Genomic DNA, 26,254 nt, shown 5'->3' on the forward strand with positions numbered 1-26,254 from the left:
AGCACTTAATGTGCTGTCCGTCTTGCGCAGGACTGTCCGCAGCGGAGAGCAAAGCGTCGGGACGCGTCCCCCAGTACCGCCTACGAGAAGTCAGCAACCTGAGCAGTCAGCGCCGCCAGGATCTCCTTGAGCTCAGCTGCACGGTCCCTCTTCTTCTGGACCACCGCAGGCGCGGCCTTGGCCACAAAGCCCTCGTTGGCGAGCGTCTTCTCGCAGCCAGCGAGCTCCTTCTGCGCCGCGGCGATCTCCTTCTCCAGGCGTGCCTTCTCGGCCGAAAGGTCGACCTTGCCCTCGAGCACCACAAAGACCTCGACGCCGCTATCGACCACGGCAATACTCGCGGCCGGCTTCTCAACGTCGGTACCCATGACCAGCGAAGCGGTGTTGGCCAGCGGCTCGATGGTCGAGCGCAGGCTCTCGAGCTTCTCGATATCCTCGGCACCGGCGCGCACGACCACGTCGAGCTCGGCCTTGGGGCTCAAGCGATAACGCGAACGCGTGGCGCGGGCGGCGGAAACGACGGCGCGGCACAGCTCAAACGCGCGCTCGGCGTCCTCGTCAACATACTTGGCGTAGTCGGCGGGCTCGGGCCACTTGGCGATCATAAGCGCCTCGGCGCGGTCCACGTTACCCTCGGCGTCCAGGTCGAGCACGCTCGCCGGCATGTTGTCCCAGATCTCCTCGGTGACAAACGGCATGAGCGGGTGCATCAGGCGAATGGAGGTATCGAGCACAAAGATCAGGTTGCGCTGAGCCTGCAGACGGCCCTCGCCCTTCAGGCGGGCCTTGGTGACCTCGACGTACCAGTCGCAGACCTCGTTCCAGAAGAACTGCTGCACGCCGCGAGCCATGTCGCCAAAGGTGTAGTTCTCAATACCCTCGGTGACCATCTTGACGGCCTTGGCCAGGCGGCTGAACATCCAGGCGTCGGCCGGCGTCTCCACGACAGGCTCGCCGGGCGTGTAGCCCTCCATGTTCATGAGCAGGAAGCGGCTGGCGTTCCAGATCTTGGTAACAAAGCTCTTGGCCTGGTCGGTACGCGGGCTGTCGATAAGCTTCTTGGTCTTCTTGTCGATGTTCGCGTCGAACTTGACGTCCTGGTTGTTGGTGCAGAGCGTCAGCAGGTTGTAGCGCATGGCGTCGGCACCGTACATACCAATGAGGTCCATGGGGTCAACGCCGTTGCCCTTGGACTTGGACATACGGCTACCGTCCTTGGCAAGAATCGTCGGGTAGATGACGACGTCCTTAAACGGCACCTCGTCCAAGAAATACAGCGAGCTCATGACCATGCGGGCGACCCACAGCGCGATGATGTCGCGCGCGGTAACCAGCGCCGTCGTGGGGTGATGTCCCTCGAGCAGCTCCGGCTTTTGCGGCCAGCCCTGCGTGGCGAAAGTCCACAGCTGCGAGCTGAACCAGGTGTCCAGCACGTTCTCGTCCTGATGCACGTGATGGCCGCCGCACTTGGGGCACACGTCGGTGTCCTCGGTAAGGGCATCCTCCCAGCCGCAGTCCTCGCAGTAGAACACGGGAATGCGGTGGCCCCACCACAGCTGGCGGCTGATGCACCAGTCCTTGAGGTTCTCCATCCAGGTGGTGTAGGTCTGCGTCCAGCGCGCGGGGTGGAAGGTGACCTTGCCGGAGTTGACGGCGTCGAGCGCCGGCCCCTTGAGCTTGTCGACGGCCACGAACCACTGCTCGGACAGCCACGGCTCCAACGCGGAGTCGCAACGGTAGCAGTGCATGACGGAGTGATCGAGGTCCTCGACGTGATCGAGCAGGTCGTGCTCCTCGAACCACTTAATGACGGCCTCGCGGCACTCATCGCGGTTCATACCGGTGAACTCGCCATAGCCCTCGACGACCACCGCGTGCTCATCGAAAATGTTGATCTGTGGCAGGTCGTGGGCCTGACCCATGGCGTAGTCGTTGGGGTCGTGGGCCGGGGTGACCTTGACAAAGCCGGAGCCAAAGTTGGCATCGACGTGCCAATCCTCAAAGATGGGGATCTCGCGGTCGACGATGGGGAGCTTGACGGTCTTACCCACAAAGGCTGCCTTCTCGGGGTCCTTCGGGGAGACGGCGACGCCCGTGTCGCCGAGCATGGTCTCGGGGCGCGTAGTGGCGACGACGATATAGTCCTGGCCGTTGACCGGCTCGGTCAGCGGGTAGCGCAGGTGCCACAGGTGGCCCTTCTCGTCCTTATACTCGGCCTCGTCGTCCGAGATAGCGGTGGTGCAGTTGGGGCACCAGTTGACGATGCGCTTGCCGCGATAGATCAGACCGTCGTGGTACCAGTCGCAGAAGACCTTACGCACGGCCTGGGCATAGTCCTCGTCCATAGTGAAGCGCTCGTTGTCGAAGTCGACGGAGCAGCCCATGCGCTTGATCTGCTCGACGATGATGCCGCCGTACTCGTGGGTCCAATCCCAGCAAGCGTCGACAAACTTGTCGCGACCGATCTCCAGGCGGCTGATGCCCTCGCTCTTGAGCTTCTTGTCGACCTTGGTCTGCGTGGCGATACCGGCGTGGTCGGTGCCGAGCACCCAGCGCGTGGACTTGCCGCGCATGCGAGCCATACGGATGATGGCGTCCTGGATGGAGTCGTCGGTAGCGTGACCCATGTGGAGCTTACCGGTCACGTTGGGAGGCGGAATGGTGACGGTGCAGTCGCCCACGCCCTCGCGGCGCTTATAGTAGCCGCCGTCGAGCCACTTCTGCAGGATCGCCGGCTCGTTGGTCGACGGATCGTAGTTCTTGGGCATTTCTTCCATATATCTCTCCCTGTCCCGCCGGGGAGGAATGTAGGCCCGCCAGGGTCTGCATTCCTCCCCTTAGGTATCGATTACTTCAGTCTGAATGACTTCGCTGAGGCTTAAACAAACACACAGAATAACACAGGTAGTTGGGGTTATTGCGTATATATAAAATAGCCTCCGACCGCGGGTGGTCGGAGGCTATTTGCAAACACGCTTTAGGCTGGTTTAGTCGTAGATGCGCTGGGGTTGTTCTTCGCCCTTTACGGAGGCTTCGGTCACGATGACCTTGGAAACGCCTTCCTCGCTGGGGAGGTCGAACATCGTCTGCTGCAGCACGTCCTCGCAGATGGAGCGCAGGCCGCGGGCGCCGGTCTTGCGGGCAAGCGCCATGCGTGCGATCTCGTGCAGGGCGGCGTCCTCAAACTCAAGCTCAACGTCCTCGAGCTGGAACATCTTGCGGTACTGACGCACCACGGCGTTCTTGGGCTCGGTCAGGATCGACACCAAGTCGTCCTCGTCAAGCGCCTGCGTCTGTGTGACGACGGGCGTACGTCCCACAAACTCGGGGATCATGCCAAAGGCGTTGAGGTCCTGCGGGAGCACCTGACGCAGCAGGTCATTCTCGTCGACCGAAGTGGGGCCGGCAATCTCGGAGTTAAAGCCCACGCCCTTGTTGCCCACGCGATCGGCGATGATCTTATCCAGGCCCACAAAGGCACCGCCGCAGATGAACAGGATGTTGGTCGTGTCGATCTGCAGCAGCTCCTGCTGGGGATGCTTACGGCCGCCGGTGGGCGGAACGCTTGCCACCGTGCCCTCAAGGATCTTAAGCAGCGCCTGCTGAACTCCCTCGCCCGAGACATCGCGGGTAATGGAGAGGTTCTCGGCCTTGCGGGCGATCTTATCAATCTCGTCCACGTAGATAATGCCCACCTGAGCGCGCTCAATGTCACCATCGGCAGCATTGATGAGCTTGAGCAGGATGTTCTCCACGTCCTCGCCCACATAGCCGGCCTCGGTGAGCGCGGTGGCGTCGGCAATGGCAAACGGCACCTCGAGGATGCGCGCGAGCGTCTGGGCAAGCAGGGTCTTGCCGGTACCGGTGGGACCGAGCAGCAGGATGTTGGACTTGGCGAGCTCTACCTCGTCCATATCGTCATCGAACTGCAAGCCCATGCCAGCATCAAAAGCGGACACCGCGGCGCCGCCCTCGATCACGCGGCGATAGTGATTGTACACGGCAACCGACATAGCGCGCTTGGCGTCCTCCTGACCCATGACATAGGCCGAAAGCTCGCCATAGATCTCGTGCGGCGTCGGCACGTGCGTGATGACCTGGCGATCGTCCTCGAGCTCAAAGCCCTCGGCCTCGGGGTCCACGGCGGGCTGGGATACGGCCTGGCCGTGGTCGTTGAGGAAGCCCGGCAGCTTGCCGTTGCGGGCAGCGTCCATAAAGTCCGAAGCCAGCGACTCCTCAAGGATCTCGGAGCAGGCGGCAACGCACTCGTCGCAGATAAAGATGTTGGTCGGACCCTTTACAAGGCGGCGAACCTGGCCCTGCTCTTTTCCGCAGAAGGAGCAGCGGATGGGGTTGCCGTTCTCGTCAAAGTTGTCCTGCATGTTACCTGCCATCCTAGGCGTCCTTCGCGGCCAAATCGCGCGAGGTGACGATACGGTCGATCAGACCGTAGTCGAGGGCCTCGGCAGCAGTCAGGTAGTTGTCGCGCTCGGTGTCGGCCTGGACCTTCTCGATGGGCTGGCCCGAGGCGTCGGACAGGATCTGGTTGAGCTCGCGGCGGGTCTTCTTGATCTCCTCGGCCACGATCTCGATCTCGGTCTGCTGGCCCTGGGCACCGCCGCTGGGCTGGTGAATCATGACCTTGGAGTGCGGCAGGCAGAAGCGCTTGCCCTTGGCGCCGGCCGAAAGCAGCACGGCGGCCATGGACGCGGCCATGCCCACGCAAATGGTGGAGACCTGCGGCTTGATAAAGTTCATGGTGTCCAGAATCGCCAGGCCGGAGTAGACCTCGCCACCGGGCGAATTGATGTAAAGCGAGATATCCTTCTCGGCATCCTGGCTCTCAAGATGCAGCAGCTGGGCAACGACCAGGTTGGCGCTGACGGAGTTGATCTCCTCGCCCAAGAAGATGATGCGGTCGTTGAGCAGGCGCGAATAGATATCGTAGCTGCGCTCACCGCGCGGCGTCTGCTCGATAACGTATGGCACGAGGGCGGAATCGAACTTAGCGATCATACGCATCTCCATTTCTCTCTTGCGGACCAAATTGGTTCTAGATAAACGTACGGTGCCCGCATGCTATGCATTGGCTGGCACCGTACGAAGCAACCGGATAACCGGTGTATAACTTTACCCCATCACGGGCGCACGCATGCGCTCGCGGGCAAGGTGGCGAGAATTACTCGGCGTCCTTGGCGGTCTCGTCGACCTCGGTCACCTTGGCGTTCTCGACCAGGTGGTCGACGGCCTTGGAGCGACGGATGGACTCGCGGACGGCAGGCATGCGGCCATCGGCGATGAACTCGGCCTTGGAAGCCTCGACGTCCTTGACGCCGGCCTTCTCGAACTCGGCGTTGATGTCGTCCTCGGTGACCTCAATCTTGAGCTCGCGGGCGAGGGCGTCCAGAGCCAGGGACTCACGGGCAACGTCGTTGGCCTGCTTGTGCAGGTCGCCGATGAACTGCTCCATGGTCAGACCGGAAGCGGGCAGCCAGGTGTCCAGCGTCATGCCACGAGCAGCGAGGTTGGACAGGAAGTTCTGGCCGAGCTCCTCAAAGACGGACTGCTCGTAGTCGGCGTCCATCTCGTCGAGCTGCAGACGCTCGGCGAGAGCGGAGACGCAACGGTTCTCCTTCTCGGCCGGCAGGCGGGAAGCCTTGTCCTGCTCGATCTCGATCTTGATGGCGTCGCGCATGGCCTCGATGCTGTCGAAGCCGAAGTCGGACTTGACAAGCTCGTCGGTGAGCTCGGGGGTGTTGCGGACCTTGATGCCCTTGACGGTGACCTCGACGGTGTGGGTCTCAGCCTCCTCGCCCTCCTCGACCTCGTCGGTCCAGGTGACGGTCTTGACGTCGTCAACGTTAGCGCCGATCAGGGCCTCGTTGAACTCCTTGGGGTTGCTGTCGCTACCGGCGATGAGCATACGGCCCTCGGCGGCAAAGTTGTCGGCGTTCTCGACGGCCTTGAGGTCGACAGTGACGTAATCCTCGGCCTCGACGGCGCGACCCTCGACGTCCTCGAAGGTGGCACGGTAGTTGAGGAGCATCTCGACCTGGTTGTTGATCTCGGACTCGGTGACCTCCGCAGGGGGCATCTCGATCTCGACAGCGTCGAAGGAGGAGAGCTCAGCGGCGGGACGCAGGGAGAACTCGACGGTGTAGGTGTAGTCCTCGTGATCCTTGGCGAGGTCGAGCTCCTTGTAGTCACCGTTCTTGGTGGGGACGATGTCCAGCTCGTTGAGGACGGCGGGCTCGTTGGCGGCGATCAGGTCGTTGGTGGCCTGAGCGAGGGTAGCCTCGGCGCCAAGAGCGGAGTCGATGACCGGACGGGGAGCCTTACCGGCGCGGAAGCCCGGGAAGCGGTACTTCTTGGCGGTATCCTTGTAGGCCTTCTTGATCGCGGCGTCGACGTCGGCGGCCGGGATAGTGACCGTAGCGGTGAGCTTGGCGTCCTTGACGTCAGAAGCGGTGATGTTCAACACGTTCCTCCTCATACTGCCCAGCTTATCTGAGGTGCTGGTACCTTTATGCAACAAAGTGTCGCGACGGCCGAGGCCGACGCTGGTGCGTTGGTGCGGGCGAAAGGACTCGAACCTTCACGGGAATCCCACCAGAACCTAAATCTGGCGCGTCTACCAATTCCGCCACGCCCGCATGAGCGCACAGACTAGGAATGATAGCAGATACGAACGGCAAGCGCACGCACACCTTTTACAGGCTCACGACCTCACCACGAGTGCAAAAGGCGGGGCGAGTTGTCCCGCCCCGACAATTACGACTTGTTCGCTGACCCGCTACTCCCCCAGCAGCGCTTTCTCGGGCGTGATCGGCAGCGAGCGGACCTGGTGGCCGGTGGCGTGCGCCACGGCCGAGGCCACGGCGGCGAGCGGCGTGTTGATGACGACCTCGCCGATCGACTTGGCACCAAACGGACCCGTCGGCTCATAGCTCGGCTCAAAGGCCACACGAATGCTACCGATATCCAGACGCGTGGGCAGCTTGTAGCTCATAAAGTTGCCGGTGCGCAGGCGGCCGCGGTCATCGTGCTCGACAATCTCGTAGAGCGCATGGCCGATACCCTGGGCAATGCCGCCCTCGGCCTGAACACGTGCGAGTGCCTCGTTGATCACGGTGCCGCAGTCCACAGCCGCCGCGTAGTCCACCACGGTCACCTTGCCGGTGGCCTTGTCGACCTCGACCTCCGCAATGCCGGCCATAAACGGCGGAGGCGAAACGGGCAGGCAGGCAGAGGCATGCGAGGTGAGCGCGTCGCCGCCCGCGATGTTCTTGACACACAGGTTGGCAAAGTCGCGCAGCGTGAGGTAGCGGTTCTGCTCGCGCGCGGCACGCTCGTCGGACAGACGCACGTACTGGCCATCAAAGACCACATCGGCGGCGTCCACGTCCCACATTTGGGCAGCCTTGGCGCAGATCTTCTCGCGCAGCTCGGTCGCGGCGTTCTTGGCGGCGAGGCCCGTCACGTACGTACCCGAGCTCGCGTACGAGCCGGCATCGAACGGTGACACGTCGGTGTCCACGCCGCGCACCACGATCAGCGAGCTCTCAACGCCCAGCTCCTCGGCGGCAATCTGCGCCAGGATCGTGTCGACGCCCATGCCGTTATCGGTGGCGCCGGTGCCGATGGTAATGAAGCCGTCTTCCTCCAGGCGCATGTCGATGCCGGCGATATCCACGTTGGAAATGCCCGAGCCCTGCATGGTGAGCGCGCAGCCCAGGGCGCGCACGCGGTCGCCCAGGTCGACGGCCAGCGGCTTGTCGCGCCAACCGATCATGTCCATCGCGCGCAGCAGGCAGCGGTCGAGTGCGCAGGCGTTGAGCTTCTCGTTGTAGTACTGCGGCATGATCTCGCCCTCGCGCACAATGTTCTTAAGGCGCAAATCGGCGGGGTCCATGTGCAGCATGTCGGCGAGCTCGTTGACGGCGCTCTCCACGGCAAACTGACCCTGGGTGGCACCATAGCCGCGATACGCGCCGCCGCGGTTGGTGTTGGTGTAGACGGCGTCCCACCTAAAGCGGCTCGCCTTTACGTGGTTGTAGAGGGGCAGGCTCTTATGACCCGAAAGGCCGATCGTCGTGGTAGCGTGCTCACCGTACGCGCCGGCGTTGGAGAGCGTATGCAGGTCGATGGCCGTGATGGTGCCGTCGTTCATGGCGCCCAGCTTAACGGTCATCTGCATCTGGTGGCGCGAGTTGCCCGCGGTGATGGTCTCCTCACGGGTGTAGCAGCAGTAGCTCGGACGGCCGGTCTGCTGCGTCACAAACGCAACGAAGATCTCGCAGCAGCCCGTCTGCTTGGAGCCAAAGCCGCCGCCGATGCGCGGCTTAATGACCTGCACCTGCGACTGCGGAATATCGAGCGACTGCGCGACCATGCGGCGCACGTGGAAGGGCACCTGCGTGGAGGTGGTCACCGAAATGCGGCCGAAGGCGTCGGTCGTCGCGAAGGCACGGAAGGTCTCCATGGGCGCGGTCTGGGTGGCCTGGCTGGTGTAGGTGCGCTCAAAGACGATGTCGCTCTGGGCGAAGGCCTCGTCCAAGTCGCCAAAATCGCTGGTACCGCTGCACACCAGGTTACGAGCAACCTCGCCGCCCTGCGGGAACATAAAGGTCACGTCGCCCTCGGGGTGGACAACGATGTCGTTATCGAGTGCCTGGGTAAAGTCGAGCAGCGGCTCGAGCACCTCATAGTCGACCTTGATGAGCTTGAGCGCCTTGTCGGCGGCCTCCTCAGTCTCGGCGGCGACGATCGCCACCTCCTCGTTTTGGTAACGGACGAGGTTCTCGAGAATCAGGCGGTCGTAGGGACTCGGCTGCGGATAGCTCTGGCCGGCGATGGTAAAGCGGCGCTGGGGCACGTCCTCGTAGGTGTAGACACCCACGACGCCGGGCACCTTCAGGGCGCGCGACGTATCGATGGAGCGGATCTTGGCGCGGGCATACGGGCTGCGCTTGAGCTTAACGATAAGCGCGCCGGCGGGCACCATGTCGCCCGTGTAGACAGGACGACCCTCGAGCAGCGCCTTCGAGTCCTTCTTGGGCTGCTTGTGGGTAATCTGCTTGTATGCGACACCATCGGAGCTGGTGTTATTGACCGGCAGTTCGGGCATCTCAAAGCCCACCTGCACGCCGGACTCATTGAGAAAGCGGACGATGGCGCGCAGCTGACTCTCGTAGCCGCTGCAACGGCAGAGGTTGCCGGCGAGCTGGCGCGAGAGTTCCTCGCGCGTGGCGACGAGGCTCGGGTCCTCCTTGGCGGCGCGGGCAAGCGCCAGCACGTTCATGATAAGGCCGGGGGCGCAAAAACCGCACTGCTCGGCACCTTCGGCAGCCATCGCGCGGGCCAGTGCCTCGGACTCGGCCTTAAGACCCTCAAGCGTGGTGATGGTGTGTCCCTCAACACGGGCGGCGGGAACCGAGCAGCTCAGCACCGGGTCACCGTCGAGCCACACCGTGCACAAACCGCAGTTGGTGGTCTCGCAGGCACAGCGCACCGACGCACAACCCTGCTCGCGCAGAAGCGAAAAAAGCATGGTGTCGGGGGCAATCTGAACCTTGACCTTGCGGCCGTTGAGCGTAAAGGAAAGATCGATGAGTTTGGCAGCCATTAGCGCACCTCGCTAGAATCGACGCCGGGCACGCGGCGGCAGGAATACTCGTCCGTGGCAAACTTAGGAATCTGCACGCCCTCGAGCTCACGAGCAAGCGCGGCCGAAAGCTCGATGCCGGCGGCGCGGCGCACGGCCTGAATCGCCAACGGGGCCGAGATACGGCGGCGGTAGTCTGCCGAGCCCCACAGGTTGGTGCCGTAGCTCAGCGAGCGCACGGATGCGGCCAAGGCGCGCAGTTCGTCCTCGGAAGGCTGCTCGCTGGTAAGGCCGCATGCCTCGCCCTGCAGCAGGGTCGCGCGCAGCGGGCGGGCGCCCACGGTGACGTGCCAGGAGTTGTCCCACCAGGCAGCGGTGACATTAAGCGAGGGGAAGTCGGTCGCGGCCTTGCGCACGGCCTCATAGCTCGCGCGATAGTCGTGCTTAACGACCACGACGTGCTCGATCACGTCGCGCACGTAGCCCATGTCCACGAACTCCGCAAGCGGCACGCGGCCGGCGCCCGTCAACTCAACATAGGAATCGAGCGCGAGAAAGGCGGAGAGAACGTCCGAGAAGCCAAAGCGGCCGTAGATGCTGCCACCCACCGTGGCGGTGTTGCGCAGCTGCACGCCCACGATGTCGTGGACGGCGAACTCAAAGACGTTGTTGACAAGCGCGTTGAGCTCGACATGGCGCTCGAGCTGGCGCAGGGTACACATAGCACCGATGCGAAACTCGGTCTCGGTCTCCTCGATCTGATCGAGTCCGCAGTCCGAAAGGTCAATCGCCGTCGCCACGCGACGCGAACCCAGGCGCATCCAGATGCCGCCGCCCACAATCTTGTTGTTGCGGTTCTTCTGTAAGAGCTCATAGGCTTCGGCCGCGTTTCCAACACGGACGTAGGTACCGAACTTGAGCACGTTCTCCCCCATCTCTTCACTTGTCCAGTACTTTTAAGTGTACCAAACGAGGGGCCGCACACCGTTTTAGGACAAAATCCACCCACCCATCCATAACTTGCGGTGATATACGGACTGATTAGCCGTTCTGGGACGCTAAACAGTCCGTATATCACCGCAAGTTATGAGGAGTCCTCCGGGATAGAAAAGGCTCCCAGCCAGATAGCTGGGAGCCTCATCACATGCTATGTCGAGCAAGATTTAGCAGACGCCCTGAGCGAGCATGGCGTCGGCGACCTTCAGGAAGCCGGCGATGTTGGCGCCCATGACGAAGTTGCCCTCCTCGCCGTACTCCTTGGCGGTATCGTCCACGTTGTGGAACATGCCGCGCATGAGCTGCTCGAGCTTGCCGTCGACCTCCTCGAAGGTCCAGGACAGGTGCTCAGCGTTCTGGCTCATCTCCAGGCCGGACACGAGCACGCCGCCGGCGTTGGCAGCCTTACCGGGCATAAAGGCGACGCCGTTCTCCTGGAAGTAGGTCGTGGCCTCGATGGTCGTGGGCATGTTCGCGCCCTCGCCGACCACCTTGCAGCCGTTGGCGACGAGCGCCCGGGCGTCCTCGAGCAGCAGCGTGTTCTCGCGAGCGCAGGGCAGCGCGATGTCGCAGGGCAGCTGCCAAACGCCACGGCCGTCGCCCTCGTGCCACACGGCGTTGGGCTTCTCGTCAACGTACATGGCGAGCGTGACGCCCTTGTCGTGGCCGGAGCGCTTCTTATTGTAGACGTGCTCGAGCACGGTGTAGTCGATGCCGTCGGGATCCTCGACCCAGCCGTGGGTATCGGAGCAGGCGAGCACCTTGCCGCCGAGCTGGGAGACCTTCTGGACGGCGTAGATGGCGACGTTGCCGGAGCCATGAACGACGACGTTCTTGCCCTCGAAAGAGTCGCCGCGGCTCTTGAGGTACTCGTCAACAAAGTAGGCCAGGCCGTAGCCGGTGGCCTCGGTACGAGCGAGCGAGCCGCCAAAGGAGAGGCCCTTGCCGGTGAGGACACCGGTCCACTCGTTGGTCAGGCGCTTGTACTGACCGAACAGGTAGGCAACCTCGCGGCCGCCAACGCCCAGGTCGCCGGCGGGAACGTCGGTGTTGGGGCCAATGTGGCGATAGAGCTCGGTCATGAAGGACTGGCAGAAGTGCATGATCTCGTTGTTGGACTTGCCCTTGGGGTCAAAGTCGGAGCCGCCCTTGCCGCCGCCCATGGGAAGGGTGGTCAGGCTGTTCTTGAGGATCTGCTCCAGGCCCAGGAACTTGAGCATACCCAGGGTGACCGTCGGGTTAAAGCGCAGGCCGCCCTTGTAGGGGCCAATGGCAGAGTTGAACTCGACGCGGTAACCGCGGTTGACCTGAACCTTGCCCTGGTCGTCGACCCAGGGAACACGGAACATGACGATGCGCTCGGGCTCGACGAGGCGCTCCAGCAGGGCGGCCTCCTCGTACTCGGGGTGGGCGTCGAGCGCCGGCTGGATGGTGCCGAGAATCTCGGTCGCGGCCTGGATGAACTCAGGCTGCTCGGGATAGCGGGCCTTGAGCTCTTCGAGAACTTTCTGCGTGTAGCTCATGCTTCCTCCAATGATGGGAAACGAAAAATGTTGGTCGCGGCACCCTATGCGCCGCGAGCTTTATCGTGTATGGATAATATCGCACTGTTGCGGCAAAGTTTCGCATAAGCCGACGAGCAGATGTTTCATTTTGATTACGATGCAGGTAGAAGCGTTTTTGAGTGCCTGACGTGCAAATCGCGTGTTTCGAAGCTGTTTCGTCCACATGTTCCAAACCACCACATTGGGCACCTTTGTGGTGGTGTTGGTGGTTAGAGGACGAGCTGATGGTAGTCGGCGGGGGTTATGCGGCCTTCGGTGGCAGCGCGGAAGGCGGCAAGCGCATCGCCCGAGAACGGCATGGCCCAGCACAGGCCGCAACCCGCGGTAATGGAGCCCGGCAATGGCATGATGCGCCCGGGCACGCCGGCATCCAGGCACAGCTGCTCGCATTCCATCACATCGAAGGTGCTGTCAAACGACACGATGATCTTGCGCTCATGTTCGAGGGCATCACCGGATGGGCCTTCGAGGTGTGCCTCACGATACGCCGCGGCGGCCGCTTCCTCTTCCGCAGTATGCCCACAGCCACCGCAGCCGCAGGTACAGGGCTCGGAACCATCGCAAGTGCAAGGCTCTCCCGTGTCGGGACAAATATCGTGAGACATGGCAACTCCAATCGTCTAGGCAAGCAACTCGGCCGCCGCAAACTCCTCGGGCGTATTGACGTTCTCGAAGCAGAGCGTCGAGCCTGCGGCCTTAACGATCTGCGGTTCATCCATATAACCAGCCTGAACGCGATTGATCAGGCAGCGAATGCGCTGGCGGTCGCAGGCGAGCAGCTCTTGGGAAACTGACGCACACGCGTCACGGCGCCAGACGGCGCAAAGCGGCTCAATCCCCCGCTCCTCGCGCGGCACGCACACGTCGAGCGCCTCAGACTCAACACGATCGGCAAGCGCGCCGATCAGTTCTGGCGAGACGAACGGCATATCGCAGGCGACGATCGCCACGAGCGGCAATCGGGCCGCGGCCAACGAGCTCGCGATGCCGCGCATGGCGCCCGCCGACCCCTCAAGGTCCGGCACTATTCGCGGCACCAGGCCGCCAAACTTGCGCTCCTCGAGGTAGGCAAGCTCGCTGGGACGCGACGTCGTCACGACCAACTCACCGGCAACTGGCGCCAACCGGCCCAGTACGCGCTCGATGAGCGGCTCGCCGCAAAACGCCATGCGCGCCTTATCGCGGCCCATGCGCGAGGACAGCCCGCCCGCCTGGACGACACAAGAAAGATCGGTACGTCTTACGGTAGTCATACGGCAAAACACCTCCATCGGCATGCTCGAAACCCGGTGCACGATGCTAACTACCGCCGCCGAAATAGCGGCGCTACGAAAAACTCGTGCAAAAACAAAACAGCGCCTTTGCGGCACGCAGCAAGACCGCGAGCACAAAAGCGCTGGTAGCGTGTGGCGGGAACGTATGTGAATCGAACACATCCAAGACGTTTTGCACGCCTCGCAACGGTTTTGAGGACCGCGGAGCCCACCGGAGCCCATCCGTTCCCAAGTGCGGCGGTATTTTACCAAACCGAGCAGCCAATCTAGCGCAGGGAGCGCAGGCCGCCGGCCTCCTTGTCGAGCACCGTAAAGCGCACGGCATCCAGGTGTTCCAAGATGCTGATGGCGCGTTTGCGCGACACACCCAGGGCCTCGCGCAGCACGCTCGTGGTGGCAGCGCCGCCGGCTGCCTCAATGGCAGCGGCAACAAGCTCGCGCGCATGGGCCTCGGCGGCAGCGGACAGGGCAACGTCGCGCTCGACCTTAACGATCGAGCGGTTGAGCGAAAGCTCGCGCAGGGCACGCGTCATGGTGTCGCGGCCGAGCTGCAGCTGTTCGCCCACCTCGGGAAGCGCCGGTGCATCCAGGCCGGCCTCGTCAAGTAGCGCGACGATCCGCTCGCAGGCCTCTCGCACCACGCGTGCCGCCGCGGCGGCCGAATGCGGATCGAATACCTCGGCGCCCTCGGCGGCGCACACGCCACGCGAGCAGCCCTCGGCAATCAGAGCCGCGGCAACGCCATCATCAGCGGCAGGCCACGCAGCATGGGCAACGGCGCCGGGCGTAAAGCCCGTCTCCTTGGGGGCAGCCGCGTGCATGGCGGACAGGGTCGCCGCCAGTGCATCCATCGCGGCGTCGAGCACGGCGGCATTCACATACAGCGCATCGCCCGAGCCGGCAAGCTTGTAAACAACACCTCGCGCCACCAGCTCGTTCAGCGCGGCGTCGGCCTCAACGGAAACAAGATCTAGCGCTGCGGCAACGTCGGCAACCACGACCGGCAACGCCTGCAGCGCCAGCCACGCATCCACACCAGCGACGGCATCGCCGGCCTCAAGCGCCGCAAGCAGCGTGCGCTCCCCCGCCGAAAGCTCGCGCGAGCGACGGCAGCGCGAAAGCAGCACACACCCGCCGCCAATGAGCATAACGGGCGAATACGACAGCACCACAGCATGGTCTCCGGCTCGCAGCGGCAGCGGGTCCTCCAGGCGCACCTGCACGGTACGGGTCTCGCCCACCGCCATGGGGGCCTCGCCCTCCAAAAGCATGATGCGGCCGACGACCTCGGCCGTGCCGGCCATCACATGCACACGCGCGCCCGACTCGAGCACGCGCGGCTTGGTGCCCTCGCGGCCCAGGTAGGTGAACGTCATCATAAAGCGCAACGTCTGGCCAAAGCGGTCCGCCACGCCCAGCATCTCGCCACGGTCAAGCGCCGCGACACCGTCACCAACCAGGTTGAGCGCCACACGCTGACCAGGCAGCGCGCGCGGCGTATCGCCATGCACCTGAATCCCGCGCACGCGACAGACCGTACACGACGGCAAAGCCATCAGCTCGTCGCCCACCGCAACCGGCGCATCGTGCAGCGTTCCCGTTACGACAGTGCCGACGCCCTTAATCGTAAAGCAGCGGTCAATCGGCAGGCGCGGCGCGGCATCGGTGCGCTCGGCACGGTCGCGGCAGGCATCCCAGCAGGCACTTACCTGCTCGTCAAGCACCGCAAGCAGCCCGTCGATCCCCTCGCCCGTCTTAGACGACACGGGCACAATCGGCGCGCCCGCAAACACGGTACCCGACAAAAAGTCATCGACATCGAGCTCGGCAAGCTCGGTCATCTCGGCATCGGCCAGGTCACACATCGTCAGCGCCACCACCATATGCGTGACGCCCAGCAGCTCCAGCACATGCACGTGCTCGCGGGTCTGCGGCATCACGCCCTCGACGGCCGAAACCACCAGCACGGCAACGTCGATGCCCGTGGCACCCTGCACCATGGCGCGCAAGTAATGCGCATGGCCCGGCACGTCGACAAGGCCGACGATCTTGCCGCTCGGCAGCGCCAGCTCGCCAAAGCCCAACTCCACCGTCATGCCGCGGCGACGCTCGACCTCAAGGCGATCAGGATTCTTGCCGGTCAGCGCCTCGATCAGTGCCGACTTACCGTGGTCGACGTGGCCCGCCGTGCCAACGATAACGGGACACTCCACCAGCGCATGAACCTCACTCATCGAGCAATCGCCTTCTCAACGCATGCGGCAAGCGTCGACGCCGCCGTCTCGATATCGCGGTCGCCTACGAGCGTACGGACGTCAAACAAAATGCGATCGTGCGAGGCGCGCGTGACGACCGGCGTGTCGAAATCTTGGACGAGTGAGCGCTTGAGTGCGTCAACGGAAAGACGCTCATCGACAAGACGCACGGCAACGCACATGGTGGGCAGCTCGACGGTAGGCAGCGAACCGCCGCCGGGAGTCGACGACTCCTCGACGATCTCCACCTGAACGGCGCACAGGCAACCGGCCTTGTCGAGCCCGGCGACCATACGATCGCGCAGCTTGCGGGCACGTCGCTCCAAATGGGCCTGCGGAAGCGTAAGCATGCTGAGCACCGGAATATCGCGATGGGCAACATCGGCGCCATCCATGTAGATACGCAGCGTGGCCTCGAGCGCCGACAGGGCCAGTTTGCCCGGGCGCAGGGCGCGCATAAGCGGATGTGACCCACAGGCCTGAACCAGGTCACGACGGCCCATGATAATGCCCGCCTGTGCTGCACCGAGAAGTTTATCGCCCGAACACGACACCAAATCGAGCCCTGCCGAAACCGAAGCCGGCGTGGTTTCTTCGCCTCCGCGCACCAAGATGTCGTCGGGCAACAGCGCGCCCGACCCCTGATCTTCATAGAACAGCAGGCCGTGCTTATGGGCCAGTGCGGCGAGCTCCCGAGAACCCACTTCCTCGTGAAAGCCCTCGATGCGATAGTTAGAAGGATGAACCTTCAGGATCATGGCCGTTTCGGGCGTGATGGCGCGCTCGTAGTCGCTCAAATGCGTGCGGTTGGTAGCCCCGACCTCAACGAGCTTGGCACCCGAGGCCTCCATAACATCGGGGATACGAAAGCTGCCGCCGATCTCGACAAGCTCGCCGCGGCTGACGATGACCTCCTTGCCTGCGGCATGGGTCGCCAGCACCAGCAGTACCGCGGCGGCGTTGTTGTTGACCACGAGCGCGTCCTCGGCACCGGTGAGCGAGCGGATCAGCTGCGCGGCGTGCTCCTTGCGCGACCCGCGCGAACAAGTGTCCACACTGTACTCGAGCGTGCTGTAGCCGCGCGCAACCTCGGCCACGGCTTTGGCGGCCGATTCCGCGAGCGGGGCGCGACCCAGGTTGGTATGGATGACCACACCCGTGGCGTTGACGGCAGGACGCAGGCTCGGCAGTGCAGAGCGATGTGCGCGAAATTCAATGGCCGATGCCAGTTCGCGCTTGGAGCGCGGGGCGGCACCGGCGCGAATGGCGGCGCGCTCCTCGTCGAGCTCGGCCGTGACGGCGGCATGCACCACCGCGTCGCAGGTCTCCCCCGCCGCCTTCACAACCGGCCACTCTGCGAGCAGCTCGTTGACGGAAGGAATGGCGCGAAGGCGGGCGCGTACCTCATCGGACATGTTCTGGCTATCGCTCATGTGCGACCTTTCAAAACCAAAGGTGAATCAATCGTTCGAACGTCAAACTATCAGCCAATTCGATCGGCTGAGTCAATCAATCGCTATTATCCTCGCGTGCCGCGATCTTTTCCACGCGAACGGCGTTTTCCTGGGTGAGCGCAGCGCCCGTCAACGGGTCCCAACGCAACGGCGTATGGTCGAGCGGGCCCACGCCCAAGGCTTGAGCGCCACCGGCATCGGCGCCAAACGAACGCCCACCGGGGGCGGCCGACGTAAAGATGCACGCCGGATGCAGATACGGCGTCGTCTCCACGCGCACGCGGTCGCGGCCCATATCGCTCACGAGTTCGACGATCTCGCCGTCGACGATGCCCATGCGCGCAGCAGCATCGGCATTCATCTGCACGGCATCCAGGTCCGATCCAGCCTCGGCGGCACCTTGAGCCGCAAGCCTGCGCGAGGTGTGCGACTCAAAGGGACGGTTGCCACTAATGAGGCGAAACATCCCCGGGCCGGGCTCCACCATGGGCGCAATCCAGTTGGGCACACGACCCATGCCGACTCGTTCCCATACGTCGCTTGCCAGCGCAATTTTGCCGCCGGCAAGTGGAATCACCGGCTCACCCGTGCGCGACGGCAGCGCCACGCCCGTATCGGCCCAGCCGCGCTCCTTGAGCTCGTCCAGATCGATCCCAAAAGGCGCCACCTGGGCAGCCGTCAGATCGTCAGACGTAAACTGGAAATACTCGCCCACGCCACACGCCTGCGCCAGACCGGCAAAAATCTCCCGACCGGGACGTGTGCCGTCATGCTGCACGGGCAGCACGGCGTTGCGGTAGAACACGCGCGAATCGTTGACGCCCACGACTGTGCCCACACCGCGGTCGGCCTCCAGATACGTCACGTCGGGCAGCACGAAATCAGAAGCACGCGCCGTCTCGGACCAACGAATATCAATCGTCACAAGCAAGTCGAGCTGCTGCAAAATACCCAACCAAGCCTGTGCATTGCCATAGCCCGCACCGGGGTTACTGGCATAGACGATGAGCCCACGCAAATCGCCGGCAAGAATCGACTGACCGATGGTCGTGCACAGTCCGCGCACCGGATCGACCAGTGGATAGCGCTCGGACCCCAGCTTGGGCTCGCGCGGCACCGGCGGCGTCGCAAAGCGAGTGGGATCGAGGTCGCCCAGTGAAAGCGGTGTGGGCGGATTGAGCGCGCCACCCGCATGTCCAATACAGCCCAGCAGCACATCGACCAAGCAGATAGCGCGTGCGGTCTGGGTGCTATTGGCATACGCGATGCCGATGCCACCATGAAAACCCGCATCCACCACAGCGGCAGGCGCGGCGGCAGCTAGATCGCGCGCCGTGGCGACAATCTCTGCGGCCGGCACGTCGCACATCGACTCGGCCCACTCAGGCGTCCAAACAGCAGCAGCCTGCGCCAGCTCGTCAAAACACGTGGTATAGCGGGCAACGAACTCGTGGTCGTACAGGCCCTCGGCAATGAGCACATGCGCAATACCCAGCAGCAGCGCCAAGTCGCAGCCCGGGCGCACGCGGAGCCAGCGATCGGCAATAGCAGCCGAACCACTGCGCCGAGGGTCAACCACGATGATCTTCGCCCCGCGCCGGCGCGCATCGTTGAGCGCATCAACGGCCCCCATCGTCGACGAATCGACAATGGAACGCCCCAAATACATGATGCAATCGGTGTGCGCCAGGTCGGAGGCGGGACTATGGCCCAGACTGTGCTCCCAGCCGGTAAGTCTGCTTACCTCGCAGGCGCCGTCGGCACCGTATACGTTGGGCGAGCCCAGCGCATGCATAAAGCGATACGCCCAGTAGCGGTCGAACGAGGGCACGCCGAGCGTCATGCCCAGCGCACGAGGCCCGTGCTCGTCAACAATCCCCAAAAGGCGCTCGGCAATCTGGGCAAACGCCTCGTCCCAGGAAATCGCATCGAACCCCGAGCCATCCTGGCGGCGTCGCATGGGGTGCATGATGCGGTCGCGCTCGTCAAACGGCATTGCCAGGCGATGCCGTCCGCGGGCGCACAGGGCTCGCGCCGCGCACGGATGCCCCGGCACCGGCAACTCGGCCACCACACGCCCATCCTCAACATGGGCCGCAAAGGCGCAATCGGCATAGCATCCCCCGCATGTGGTCACCACGGCGCGACCGTCACGCTCCACAGCAGATGCCATCTCGATTACCCCTTTCATCAGCCAAACACAACAGGCCAACAGCCCGGCAACGAGCCCCAGACCCAAAAAGCCTCCCGCACGGCAACGCCCCGCGGGAGGCTCAACGTCAAACAGACGGTACCTTACGCCTCGGACTTCTTGGCGTAGACAAACCAGTAGCCGAGCGCGACCAGAACCGCGCCGCCCACGATGTTGCCCAGCGTGGCGGCGGATAGATTAAACGCAATACCCGCGACGTTAAGCGCATCGGCCCCGGCAACCTTGGCACCATAGCCGCACGCGTGCATCACGGCACCCATGGGCAAAAAGTACATGTTGGCAACACAGTGCTCAAAACCGCAGGCCACAAAGGCGGCGATGGGCAGCAGAATGCCCACGACCTTATCGACCACGGTCTTGCCGGCGGTACCGATCCACACGGCAAGGCACACAAAGATGTTGCACAGGATGCCGCGGAAGAAGATCGTCACCCAGTCGATCGTCACCTTGCCGGCGGCGACGCTCACCATGGAGTTGGCGACCGCCTCGCCGTTGAGCTTATAGATGCCGGCCATGTACACCAAAAAGACGATGAACAAGGCACCGACAAAATTGCCGACCCACACGACGACCCAAGCCTTAAGCATCTGAGCCAGGGTGATCTTTTTGCTCTTGAGCGCGCAGACCATAAGCGAATTGCCGGTAAACAGCTCGGCGCCGCACACCAGCACCAGCACCAGGCCCAGGCAAAAGCACAGGCCGCCCACGACGCGCTGGGCGCCCCAGCCCAGCGTGCTATCGCTCAAAAACACCGTAAAGAACAGGCCGCCGAAGGCGATAAACGCGCCGGCGAACATTGCCAACAGAAAGGCCTTAGCGACCGGCAGGTTAGCCTTGGTCACGCCGGCGGCCTCGGTCTTGGCCTCGATCGCGGCGGGCGCCAGGCAATCGGGAGCGGGGTACTCCACCTTGGAATCTGCCATGTCAATCACTTCTTTCCTATTCAGCAGAGGCAAGCGCTGCTATAGCTCCTGCCCCAAGCGGACAAAGTGGGAAAAGTCGTTGGCGGCCACGGCGTCGTACACGGCGTCGACGGCCTCAAAGACCTCCGGGGACATGGGGTTGTAGAACTCCGTGTCGCCCGGCTGAATCCCAACGAAGACGATATCATCACACGATTGCTCAATCTCTTCGATCAGAATCGACAAGGGAAGCGAATGAGTGGTGAACATCGACTTGCGGGCCACGTCACGTTTGTCGAGCAAGCGGATGGACCCGACGGGCAGTGCCATGTCGGCGGCATCGACCAAGACCAGGCGAGGCGGACGCTCGCGCTTGACCTCGATGATGTCGTCCTCAGGCGTTTGGCCACCGTCGATGGTGTACCAACCGGCAATGGGCGCGTCCTCCATCTTTTTGGAGAGCACGGGGCCGGCGGCATCGTCGGCACGCAGCACGCTTCCCGCCGTGAGCACGATACCCGCAAACGGGGCGCCGTTCACACGACCATCCACAACGCGACCCATTACTGCAACCTTCCCGTCAGATACACACCCGACACATCGCGCACGCGCTCCACCAGATCGCGAAATTTCATCAAAAACGCGACCTGCTGGGCATGCAGGCCAAAGTCGTCGTCGAACACCGAGATGCCGGCCTTGGCCGACCCGCGAAAACCGCGCTCGTCGAGCAGCGCATCGCAGGCCTCGAGCAGCGACGGCACCGCCGCCTTGTCGAGCTGGCACTCGCCAAAGGAGCGGATGGCCTCGAACTTGGTTTTGGCCTCCCCCTCCGGCAGCGCGTCGACGAGCGAATAAAACACATCCACCGGCACCGACAGGCGCGGCTCAAAGCAGTCGAGCACGCCGGTGTGGTGGCCCACGGCGAGCGTGTAGTACAGCACGTCGCAGGCCTCCTGGGGAACGTCTTCCTCGGTCTCCACAAACTTACGCGTGAGCTCGTAGAAGACCACCTGGTCGGGCGCATGGCCCAGGCAGGGGTCGGCGACGCCCTCGGCGGCCTCGTCGCTTGCGCGCGAGGCATCGCCAAAAGAGCCGCCGAGCATGCCGGGGCCCGCAAAGTAACCAGAGCGGTCCGTGAGCTCCATCTAGCGACCTCCGGCCAGCACCAGATCCTGCAGCGCCGAGTAGACCTCAACACGACGAGGATCATCTTGCTTGTCGATGAGGAGCGCCATGGCACCGCGGATATCGCCCTTGGGCGCGCCCTCGAGCGTATCCATAAACTCGTTGGCCAGGTCGCGGCCGTAACGGTAGCCGCTCATGGCGCGAGCCTCGCGCTCGATGGCAACGCGCAGCTTGTACGGCACGCCGGGATGCAGGATATCGGCCTGCTCGCCGGCAGCCTCCACCGTGGTCTCGGCATGGAGCTTTTGGTCCAGCAGACCGAGCGCCATGGCAAAGCCGTAGACGGTCTGCGCGGGGCTGGGCGGGCAGCCGGGGATGTAGACATCGACCGGCAGAATCTTATCCGTGCCGCCCCAGACGCAGTAGTTGTCGTAGAAGATGCCGCCGGTGCAGCCGCACGCGCCATAGGACACCACGATCTTGGGATCGGGTGCGGCCTCAAACGCGCGCAGGGCCGGCATGCGCATGGCACGCGTCACGGCGCCGGTGTACAGCAGCACATCGGCGTGACGGGGCGAGGGCACGACCTTGATGCCAAAGCGCTCGACGTCAAAGACGGGCGTGATGGAACCGAAGATCTCGATCTCGCAGCCGTTGCAGCCGCCGCAGTCGACACGGTAGACGTACACCGAGCGCTTGATCTTCTTAAGAAGGGTCGCCTTGGCCTTCTCGATGCTCTCGTCGAGCTCGATCTTGGTCGGGCGGTACTGAAGCCGCTCGGGCAAAAGCGTGGGTTCGGCCATGGTTACTCCTCCTTCGTTTCAAAATCCATGATGATGCCCTCGACCGGCGCCGGACCGGCGGGAATCTCGGGCGCATCGGGGTTGAGCTCGCGGTCGATATACTCCGGGTTCACGCCGTGGCCGCCCAGATACTCCATGCCGGGGCCCTGGGGCTCACCGGACGCAAGCGTCTCGTTGGCAGCCATGCCGGCAGCGTTGCCGGTCTTTACGGCCGAAGCGGCGCGCAGGGCGTCGAGCTCGCGCTTGCACTCCTGGCACATACCGACGGTACGGGCGGCCTGCTCGGCCTCCATGCCGCCGGCCTTTTGCAGCAGGCGTTTAGCGTAGTCGATCTCCTTGTGCGGGGCAAACGGCTTGCCGCAACGCGAGCAGTGCTCGAGCGTGTAGACGCTCTTGCTGGTGAGGTCGTCCTTGCTCATGACGGCCAGCTCAAACTCCTCGGTGAGCTTGATGGCCTCCATGGGGCAGGCTTCCTCACAGCGGCCGCAAAAGATGCAGCGGCCGTAGTCGATCGACCAGGTGATGGTATCGTCCGCAAGGTCGGTGTCCATGCGAATGGCATCGGCCGGACAAGCCACGCCGCAGGCACCGCAGGCGATGCAGAGCTCGGCATTGTGCTCGGGCTTGCCGCGCATGTCCTTGTTGGTGGGAAACGGCGCAAACGGATACTTGACCGTCGCGTCGCCGGCCTTGGCGTTAACCTTCCAAAGCTTCAGCATATTAGAGCGCCTCCTCATCGAGCGGAGCGGCCATGGTGCCCTCGCCCGCAAGCGGCGACTTGTCGCGCCAGACGTTCTCGAACTGCTCCTTGTCGAGCACGTGGTCGCGCTTGGCGGCGACATCGGTCACCGTCACGCGGTCGGTGCAGGAGTAGCACGGGTCGAGCGAACCGACAATCAGCGCCGCGTCGCCCACGGTGTTGCCGCGGAACATGTAGCGCAGGACCGGCCAGTTGCTGTACGTGGCGGCCTTGGCGCGCCAGCGGTAGCACTTCTGGTTATTGCCGAGCATGGCCCAGTGAACGTCCTCGCCGCGCGGCGCCTCGGTGGCGCCGATAGCGTACTTGTGCGGGGTGTACTCCCAATCCGTGGTGAGGATGGGGCCCGATGGGCAGTTCTCGAGCATGGTCTCGATCATGTCGATCGAATCGTAGACCTCCTGAATGCGAACGGCGGTACGGCCGAAGGCATCGCAGGTGTCGGCCGTGGCAGCATGCATCTTCTGGACATCCGGATCGGCGTAGCCGTCGAAGGGATGGTCAAAGCGCACGTCGCGGGCATAGCCCGAACCACGCATAAGCGGGCCGACCGGCGAGAAGTCGCGAGCGATCTTGCGGTCCAGAATGCCGATACCGCTCGTACGCTCAATAAAGTTGGGCGTGGAGAGCAAGACGTCGACGAGCTCCTGAACCTCGGAGCGCAGCTGGTGGATGGTCGTGAGCGTGGAGAGCTTCTGCTCGGACAAAATGTCGCGACGCACGCCGCCGATCACGTTGAGGCCGTAGGTCTTGCGGTGACCGGAGAGCTTCTCGGCCAGGTCCATGGACTTCTCGCGGACGCGGAAGAACTGCTGGAAGCCGGAGTCGAAGCCGGTGTAGTGCGATGCGAGGCCAATATTGAGCAGGTGCGAGTGCAGACGCTCGACCTCAAGCATGATGGCGCGGATGTACTGGGCGCGCGGCGGGACATGAATGCCCTGGGCGCGCTCGACGGCCTCGGCATAGGCCACCGAGTGGGCGCAGCCGCAGATGCCGCAGATGCGGTCGGCGAGGAACGTCACGGCGTCATAGTTCAAGCGCGTCTCGGCGACCTTCTCCATGCCGCGGTGCACGTAGAACAGACGGTAGTCGGCGTCGACGATCGTCTCGCCCTCGACAAACAGGCGGAAGTGGCCAGGCTCGTCGGAGGTAATGTGCAACGGGCCCATGGGAACGAGCGTCGTCTCCTTGCCCTTGGTATCGGCCAAGAACTCGTAGTTTTCCATGTCGCTCGCGGGAGCGGGACGGAAGCGGTAGTCCATGGAGTCCTTGCGCAGCGGGTACAGGCCGCTGGGCCAATCGTCGGGCAGAACCAGGCGACGACGATCGGGCAGACCCTCGGGGATCAGGCCGAACATATCGCGCAGCTCGCGCTCGCCCCACACGCAGGCGGGAACGAACGGCGTCACGGACGGGAACGTCATCTTGGCGGGATCGACCTCGGCACGCACGGTCACCCAGCCGGGGTCCTCCCCCTCCATGGAGATGACGTAGTACACGGCGTAACGGCCGCACAGGCTGCGCTCGTCGTTGCCGATGATCACGGGAATCCAGCCGTAGCGTTCGTAGTACAGGTAGTGGACGGCCTCGGGCAGCTTGTCCTGCTTGACGGTGATCGTCAGCTGGTCCTCGCACTGCCACTCAACCTTCTCGATAGCGCCCGGCACTGCGGCGCGCAGGGCCTCGACGTGGCTTTCGCAACGACGAGCGTAGTCCTTCTTTTCAGGTTCTGCCATGGTGCTAATTCACCTCGCTTGTCTTGGTCTGGGAACTGAACACCATGCGGTAGAGAGGAGCCTCGTGGAGCTCTTCGACGCTCTGGTTCAAAACGACGGACGTTGCATCCTCGACGCCGCTCGTGATGGCGACCGGGGTGGCGATACCGAACCACATGACCACGATCGCGAGGGCGATCTCGGGGATGATCATGAGGGCGGGCACCTCGTGGCGCTTCATGCCCTCGGGCGCCTTGCCGAAGATGGACTTGAGCGCGATGCCGGTAAGGGCAAAGTACACGCCGGTGAGGCCAATGGCCACGAGCACGACCACCCAGATGGGACCGGACTGGACGCCGGCCACGAAGGTGAGGAACTCGGAGATGAACAGGGCGAACGGCGGGAAGGCGGCGAGCGCGAGCAGGGCGATGATGGTGAGCGCTGCCGTGACGGGAGCGATCTCGACGACGCCCTTGATCTTGTTCAGGTCGCGGGTGTGGTAGATGTGCTGGATGTTACCGGCCATGCAGAAGGCGAGCGCCTTCGTGAAACCGTGGAAGATGCAGTGCAGCAGGCAGGCGGCGATACCGAGCGGACCACCGATACCCAGGCACAGCGCGACCACGCCGACGTTGTCGACGGAGGAGTACGCGAAGCGGCGCTTGATATCGTCCTGCTTAAAGATGCACAGGGCGGCCACCAGGATGGACAGCGTGCCCAGGATGAGCAGGAGCGTACGCGGATAGGTGTCGCCCACCGTGATGATGGACAGGGAGTAGAAGCGGATGATCACCAGCATGGCGCACTTGAGCAGCACGCCCGAGAGCAGCGCGGAGACCGGGCTCGGAGCCTGGGAGTGCGCGTCGGGCAGCCAAGTGTGCATGGGGAACAGGCCCGCCTTGGTGCCGAAGCCGATGACGATGAACGCGAACGCGAGGCGCACGAGCATCGGGTCGAACTGGTCGGCGTAGGGCATGATGGAGGTGAGGAAGGCTGCCTCATGCGCGTTGGGCATGATATCGGCGGCGTTCGCGTAGATGAGCAGCGTGCCGAACAGGCCGAAGGCCACGCCGGCGGTGCAGACCATCGCGTACTTCCAAGACGCCTCGAGCGCCTGCTTGTTCTTGTAGATGCCCACGAGGAACACGGTCGACAACGTGGTGGCCTCGACCGCCGCCCAGGTGAGGATGATGTTGTTGGACAGGCAGGCGAGCAGCATCGTGAAAACGAACAGGCTAAACAGCGCGTAGTACTGCTTGGTGCGCTCGGCCGGCATGGTCTTCTCCTCGATATCGATCTTGATATAGGAGATGGAGTACACGCCGGTGATGAACCCGATGATGCCTACCAGAAGGACGAAGATCGACGAGAGCGAATCGAGATGGAGCCACAGGCCCAAAGCGTCGATATTCTGCCCGCTCGAGAGCATGGTTCCCGCGGTGACGACCGAAAGGACAAGGGTCGCCGCGACGGAGATGGTGTTGAGCCCCGCGAAGACGTTGTAGGACGTCGTCTTGGGGAGCGCAGCCATAATCAGGGAGAACACGAGAGGACAAGCGAGCAGGGCGACCGTCAGCATTGAAACATCCATG

General features: G+C 63.4%; 19 protein-coding genes and 2 tRNA genes. All 21 read right to left on the minus strand.

The window, feature by feature from the left end; translation table 11 throughout:
- Positions 1-80: 80 nt before the first annotated feature.
- A complete protein-coding gene (locus tag GDJ93_RS02970) occupies positions 81-2,777 on the minus strand; it encodes a valine--tRNA ligase (RefSeq protein ID WP_152067691.1) in 2,697 nt (898 codons plus the stop codon).
- 210 nt (positions 2,778-2,987) lie between these two features.
- Positions 2,988-4,394: an ATP-dependent Clp protease ATP-binding subunit ClpX gene (gene clpX, locus GDJ93_RS02975; protein WP_152067692.1), complete on the minus strand. Its 1,407-nt coding sequence runs from the start codon at positions 4,392-4,394 to the stop codon at positions 2,988-2,990.
- 1 nt (position 4,395) lies between these two features.
- Positions 4,396-5,016 (minus strand): ATP-dependent Clp protease proteolytic subunit, encoded by a 621-nt coding sequence (locus GDJ93_RS02980; protein WP_022095182.1) that lies wholly within the window; start codon positions 5,014-5,016, stop codon positions 4,396-4,398.
- Between the two features lie 163 nt (positions 5,017-5,179).
- Positions 5,180-6,481: a trigger factor gene (gene tig / locus GDJ93_RS02985; RefSeq protein WP_226812433.1), complete on the minus strand. Its 1,302-nt coding sequence runs from the start codon at positions 6,479-6,481 to the stop codon at positions 5,180-5,182.
- 88 nt (positions 6,482-6,569) lie between these two features.
- Positions 6,570-6,653 (minus strand) — tRNA-Leu (locus GDJ93_RS02990).
- Positions 6,654-6,793: 140 nt separating this feature from the next.
- Complete coding sequence (locus tag GDJ93_RS02995; protein WP_152067693.1) at positions 6,794-9,625, minus strand: molybdopterin-dependent oxidoreductase; 2,832 nt, start codon at positions 9,623-9,625, stop codon at positions 6,794-6,796.
- A complete protein-coding gene (locus tag GDJ93_RS03000; RefSeq protein WP_226812434.1) occupies positions 9,625-10,527 on the minus strand; it encodes an FAD binding domain-containing protein in 903 nt (300 codons plus the stop codon). The genes GDJ93_RS02995 and GDJ93_RS03000 overlap by 1 nt, the downstream gene beginning before the upstream one ends.
- 240 nt (positions 10,528-10,767) lie before the next feature.
- Positions 10,768-12,123 carry an NADP-specific glutamate dehydrogenase gene (gene gdhA / locus GDJ93_RS03005; protein ID WP_152067695.1) on the minus strand — a complete coding sequence of 452 codons (1,356 nt, stop codon included), beginning with the start codon at positions 12,121-12,123 and terminating at the stop codon, positions 10,768-10,770.
- A gap of 251 nt (positions 12,124-12,374) precedes the next feature.
- Complete coding sequence (locus GDJ93_RS03010) at positions 12,375-12,770, minus strand: putative Se/S carrier protein (protein WP_152067696.1); 396 nt, start codon at positions 12,768-12,770, stop codon at positions 12,375-12,377.
- A gap of 15 nt (positions 12,771-12,785) precedes the next feature.
- On the minus strand, positions 12,786-13,418 hold the full coding sequence (mobA, locus tag GDJ93_RS03015) for a molybdenum cofactor guanylyltransferase (protein WP_193221425.1): 633 nt from the start codon (positions 13,416-13,418) through the stop codon (positions 12,786-12,788).
- A 154-nt stretch (positions 13,419-13,572) separates the two neighbouring features.
- Positions 13,573-13,669: transfer RNA gene (locus GDJ93_RS03020), tRNA-Sec, on the minus strand.
- A 36-nt stretch (positions 13,670-13,705) separates the two neighbouring features.
- Entirely contained in the window at positions 13,706-15,673 is a 1,968-nt protein-coding gene (gene selB, locus GDJ93_RS03025) for a selenocysteine-specific translation elongation factor (protein WP_152067698.1), read from the minus strand.
- The gene (selA, locus tag GDJ93_RS03030; RefSeq protein ID WP_226812435.1) at positions 15,670-17,127 is read right to left on the minus strand and encodes an L-seryl-tRNA(Sec) selenium transferase; all 1,458 of its coding nucleotides are present in this window, start codon (positions 17,125-17,127) and stop codon (positions 15,670-15,672) included. The genes selB and selA overlap by 4 nt, the downstream gene beginning before the upstream one ends.
- A 76-nt stretch (positions 17,128-17,203) precedes the next feature.
- A complete protein-coding gene (locus GDJ93_RS03035) occupies positions 17,204-19,321 on the minus strand; it encodes a molybdopterin-containing oxidoreductase family protein (RefSeq protein ID WP_193221426.1) in 2,118 nt (705 codons plus the stop codon).
- A gap of 122 nt (positions 19,322-19,443) precedes the next feature.
- On the minus strand, positions 19,444-20,283 hold the full coding sequence (locus tag GDJ93_RS03040) for a formate/nitrite transporter family protein (RefSeq protein ID WP_152067700.1): 840 nt from the start codon (positions 20,281-20,283) through the stop codon (positions 19,444-19,446).
- A 39-nt stretch (positions 20,284-20,322) separates the two neighbouring features.
- Complete coding sequence (gene hycI / locus GDJ93_RS03045; protein ID WP_152067701.1) at positions 20,323-20,826, minus strand: hydrogenase maturation peptidase HycI; 504 nt, start codon at positions 20,824-20,826, stop codon at positions 20,323-20,325.
- The gene (locus GDJ93_RS03050; protein ID WP_099431578.1) at positions 20,826-21,407 is read right to left on the minus strand and encodes a formate hydrogenlyase maturation HycH family protein; all 582 of its coding nucleotides are present in this window, start codon (positions 21,405-21,407) and stop codon (positions 20,826-20,828) included. Before GDJ93_RS03050 ends, hycI begins: the two co-directional genes overlap by 1 nt.
- A complete protein-coding gene (locus GDJ93_RS03055; RefSeq protein WP_006234107.1) occupies positions 21,408-22,190 on the minus strand; it encodes an NADH-quinone oxidoreductase subunit B family protein in 783 nt (260 codons plus the stop codon).
- Positions 22,191-22,192: 2 nt separating this feature from the next.
- Entirely contained in the window at positions 22,193-22,909 is a 717-nt protein-coding gene (locus tag GDJ93_RS03060; protein WP_152067702.1) for a formate hydrogenlyase complex iron-sulfur subunit, read from the minus strand.
- 1 nt (position 22,910) lies between these two features.
- A complete protein-coding gene (locus GDJ93_RS03065) occupies positions 22,911-24,683 on the minus strand; it encodes a hydrogenase large subunit (protein WP_152067703.1) in 1,773 nt (590 codons plus the stop codon).
- Positions 24,684-24,687: 4 nt separating this feature from the next.
- Complete coding sequence (locus tag GDJ93_RS03070; RefSeq protein WP_099431575.1) at positions 24,688-26,253, minus strand: hydrogenase 4 subunit F; 1,566 nt, start codon at positions 26,251-26,253, stop codon at positions 24,688-24,690.
- Between the last annotated feature and the right edge of the window lies 1 nt (position 26,254).

Source organism: Collinsella aerofaciens (assembly GCF_902501475.1).
GTDB classification, from domain to species: domain Bacteria; phylum Actinomycetota; class Coriobacteriia; order Coriobacteriales; family Coriobacteriaceae; genus Collinsella; species Collinsella aerofaciens_AL.

Coding starts and splice junctions, on each gene's coding strand:
- GDJ93_RS02970 (WP_152067691.1), bottom strand. CDS start 2,777: ATGGAAGAAATGCCCAAGAACTACGATCCGTCGACCAACGAGCCGGCG.
- clpX (WP_152067692.1), bottom strand. CDS start 4,394: ATGGCAGGTAACATGCAGGACAACTTTGACGAGAACGGCAACCCCATC.
- GDJ93_RS02980 (WP_022095182.1), bottom strand. CDS start 5,016: ATGATCGCTAAGTTCGATTCCGCCCTCGTGCCATACGTTATCGAGCAG.
- GDJ93_RS02995 (WP_152067693.1), bottom strand. CDS start 9,625: ATGGCTGCCAAACTCATCGATCTTTCCTTTACGCTCAACGGCCGCAAG.
- gdhA (WP_152067695.1), bottom strand. CDS start 12,123: ATGAGCTACACGCAGAAAGTTCTCGAAGAGCTCAAGGCCCGCTATCCC.
- GDJ93_RS03010 (WP_152067696.1), bottom strand. CDS start 12,770: ATGTCTCACGATATTTGTCCCGACACGGGAGAGCCTTGCACTTGCGAT.
- mobA (WP_193221425.1), bottom strand. CDS start 13,418: ATGACTACCGTAAGACGTACCGATCTTTCTTGTGTCGTCCAGGCGGGC.
- selB (WP_152067698.1), bottom strand. CDS start 15,673: ATGAGTGAGGTTCATGCGCTGGTGGAGTGTCCCGTTATCGTTGGCACG.
- selA (WP_226812435.1), bottom strand. CDS start 17,127: ATGAGCGATAGCCAGAACATGTCCGATGAGGTACGCGCCCGCCTTCGC.
- GDJ93_RS03035 (WP_193221426.1), bottom strand. CDS start 19,321: ATGGCATCTGCTGTGGAGCGTGACGGTCGCGCCGTGGTGACCACATGC.
- GDJ93_RS03040 (WP_152067700.1), bottom strand. CDS start 20,283: ATGGCAGATTCCAAGGTGGAGTACCCCGCTCCCGATTGCCTGGCGCCC.
- hycI (WP_152067701.1), bottom strand. CDS start 20,826: ATGGGTCGCGTTGTGGATGGTCGTGTGAACGGCGCCCCGTTTGCGGGT.
- GDJ93_RS03050 (WP_099431578.1), bottom strand. CDS start 21,407: ATGGAGCTCACGGACCGCTCTGGTTACTTTGCGGGCCCCGGCATGCTC.
- GDJ93_RS03055 (WP_006234107.1), bottom strand. CDS start 22,190: ATGGCCGAACCCACGCTTTTGCCCGAGCGGCTTCAGTACCGCCCGACC.
- GDJ93_RS03060 (WP_152067702.1), bottom strand. CDS start 22,909: ATGCTGAAGCTTTGGAAGGTTAACGCCAAGGCCGGCGACGCGACGGTC.
- GDJ93_RS03065 (WP_152067703.1), bottom strand. CDS start 24,683: ATGGCAGAACCTGAAAAGAAGGACTACGCTCGTCGTTGCGAAAGCCAC.
- GDJ93_RS03070 (WP_099431575.1), bottom strand. CDS start 26,253: ATGGATGTTTCAATGCTGACGGTCGCCCTGCTCGCTTGTCCTCTCGTG.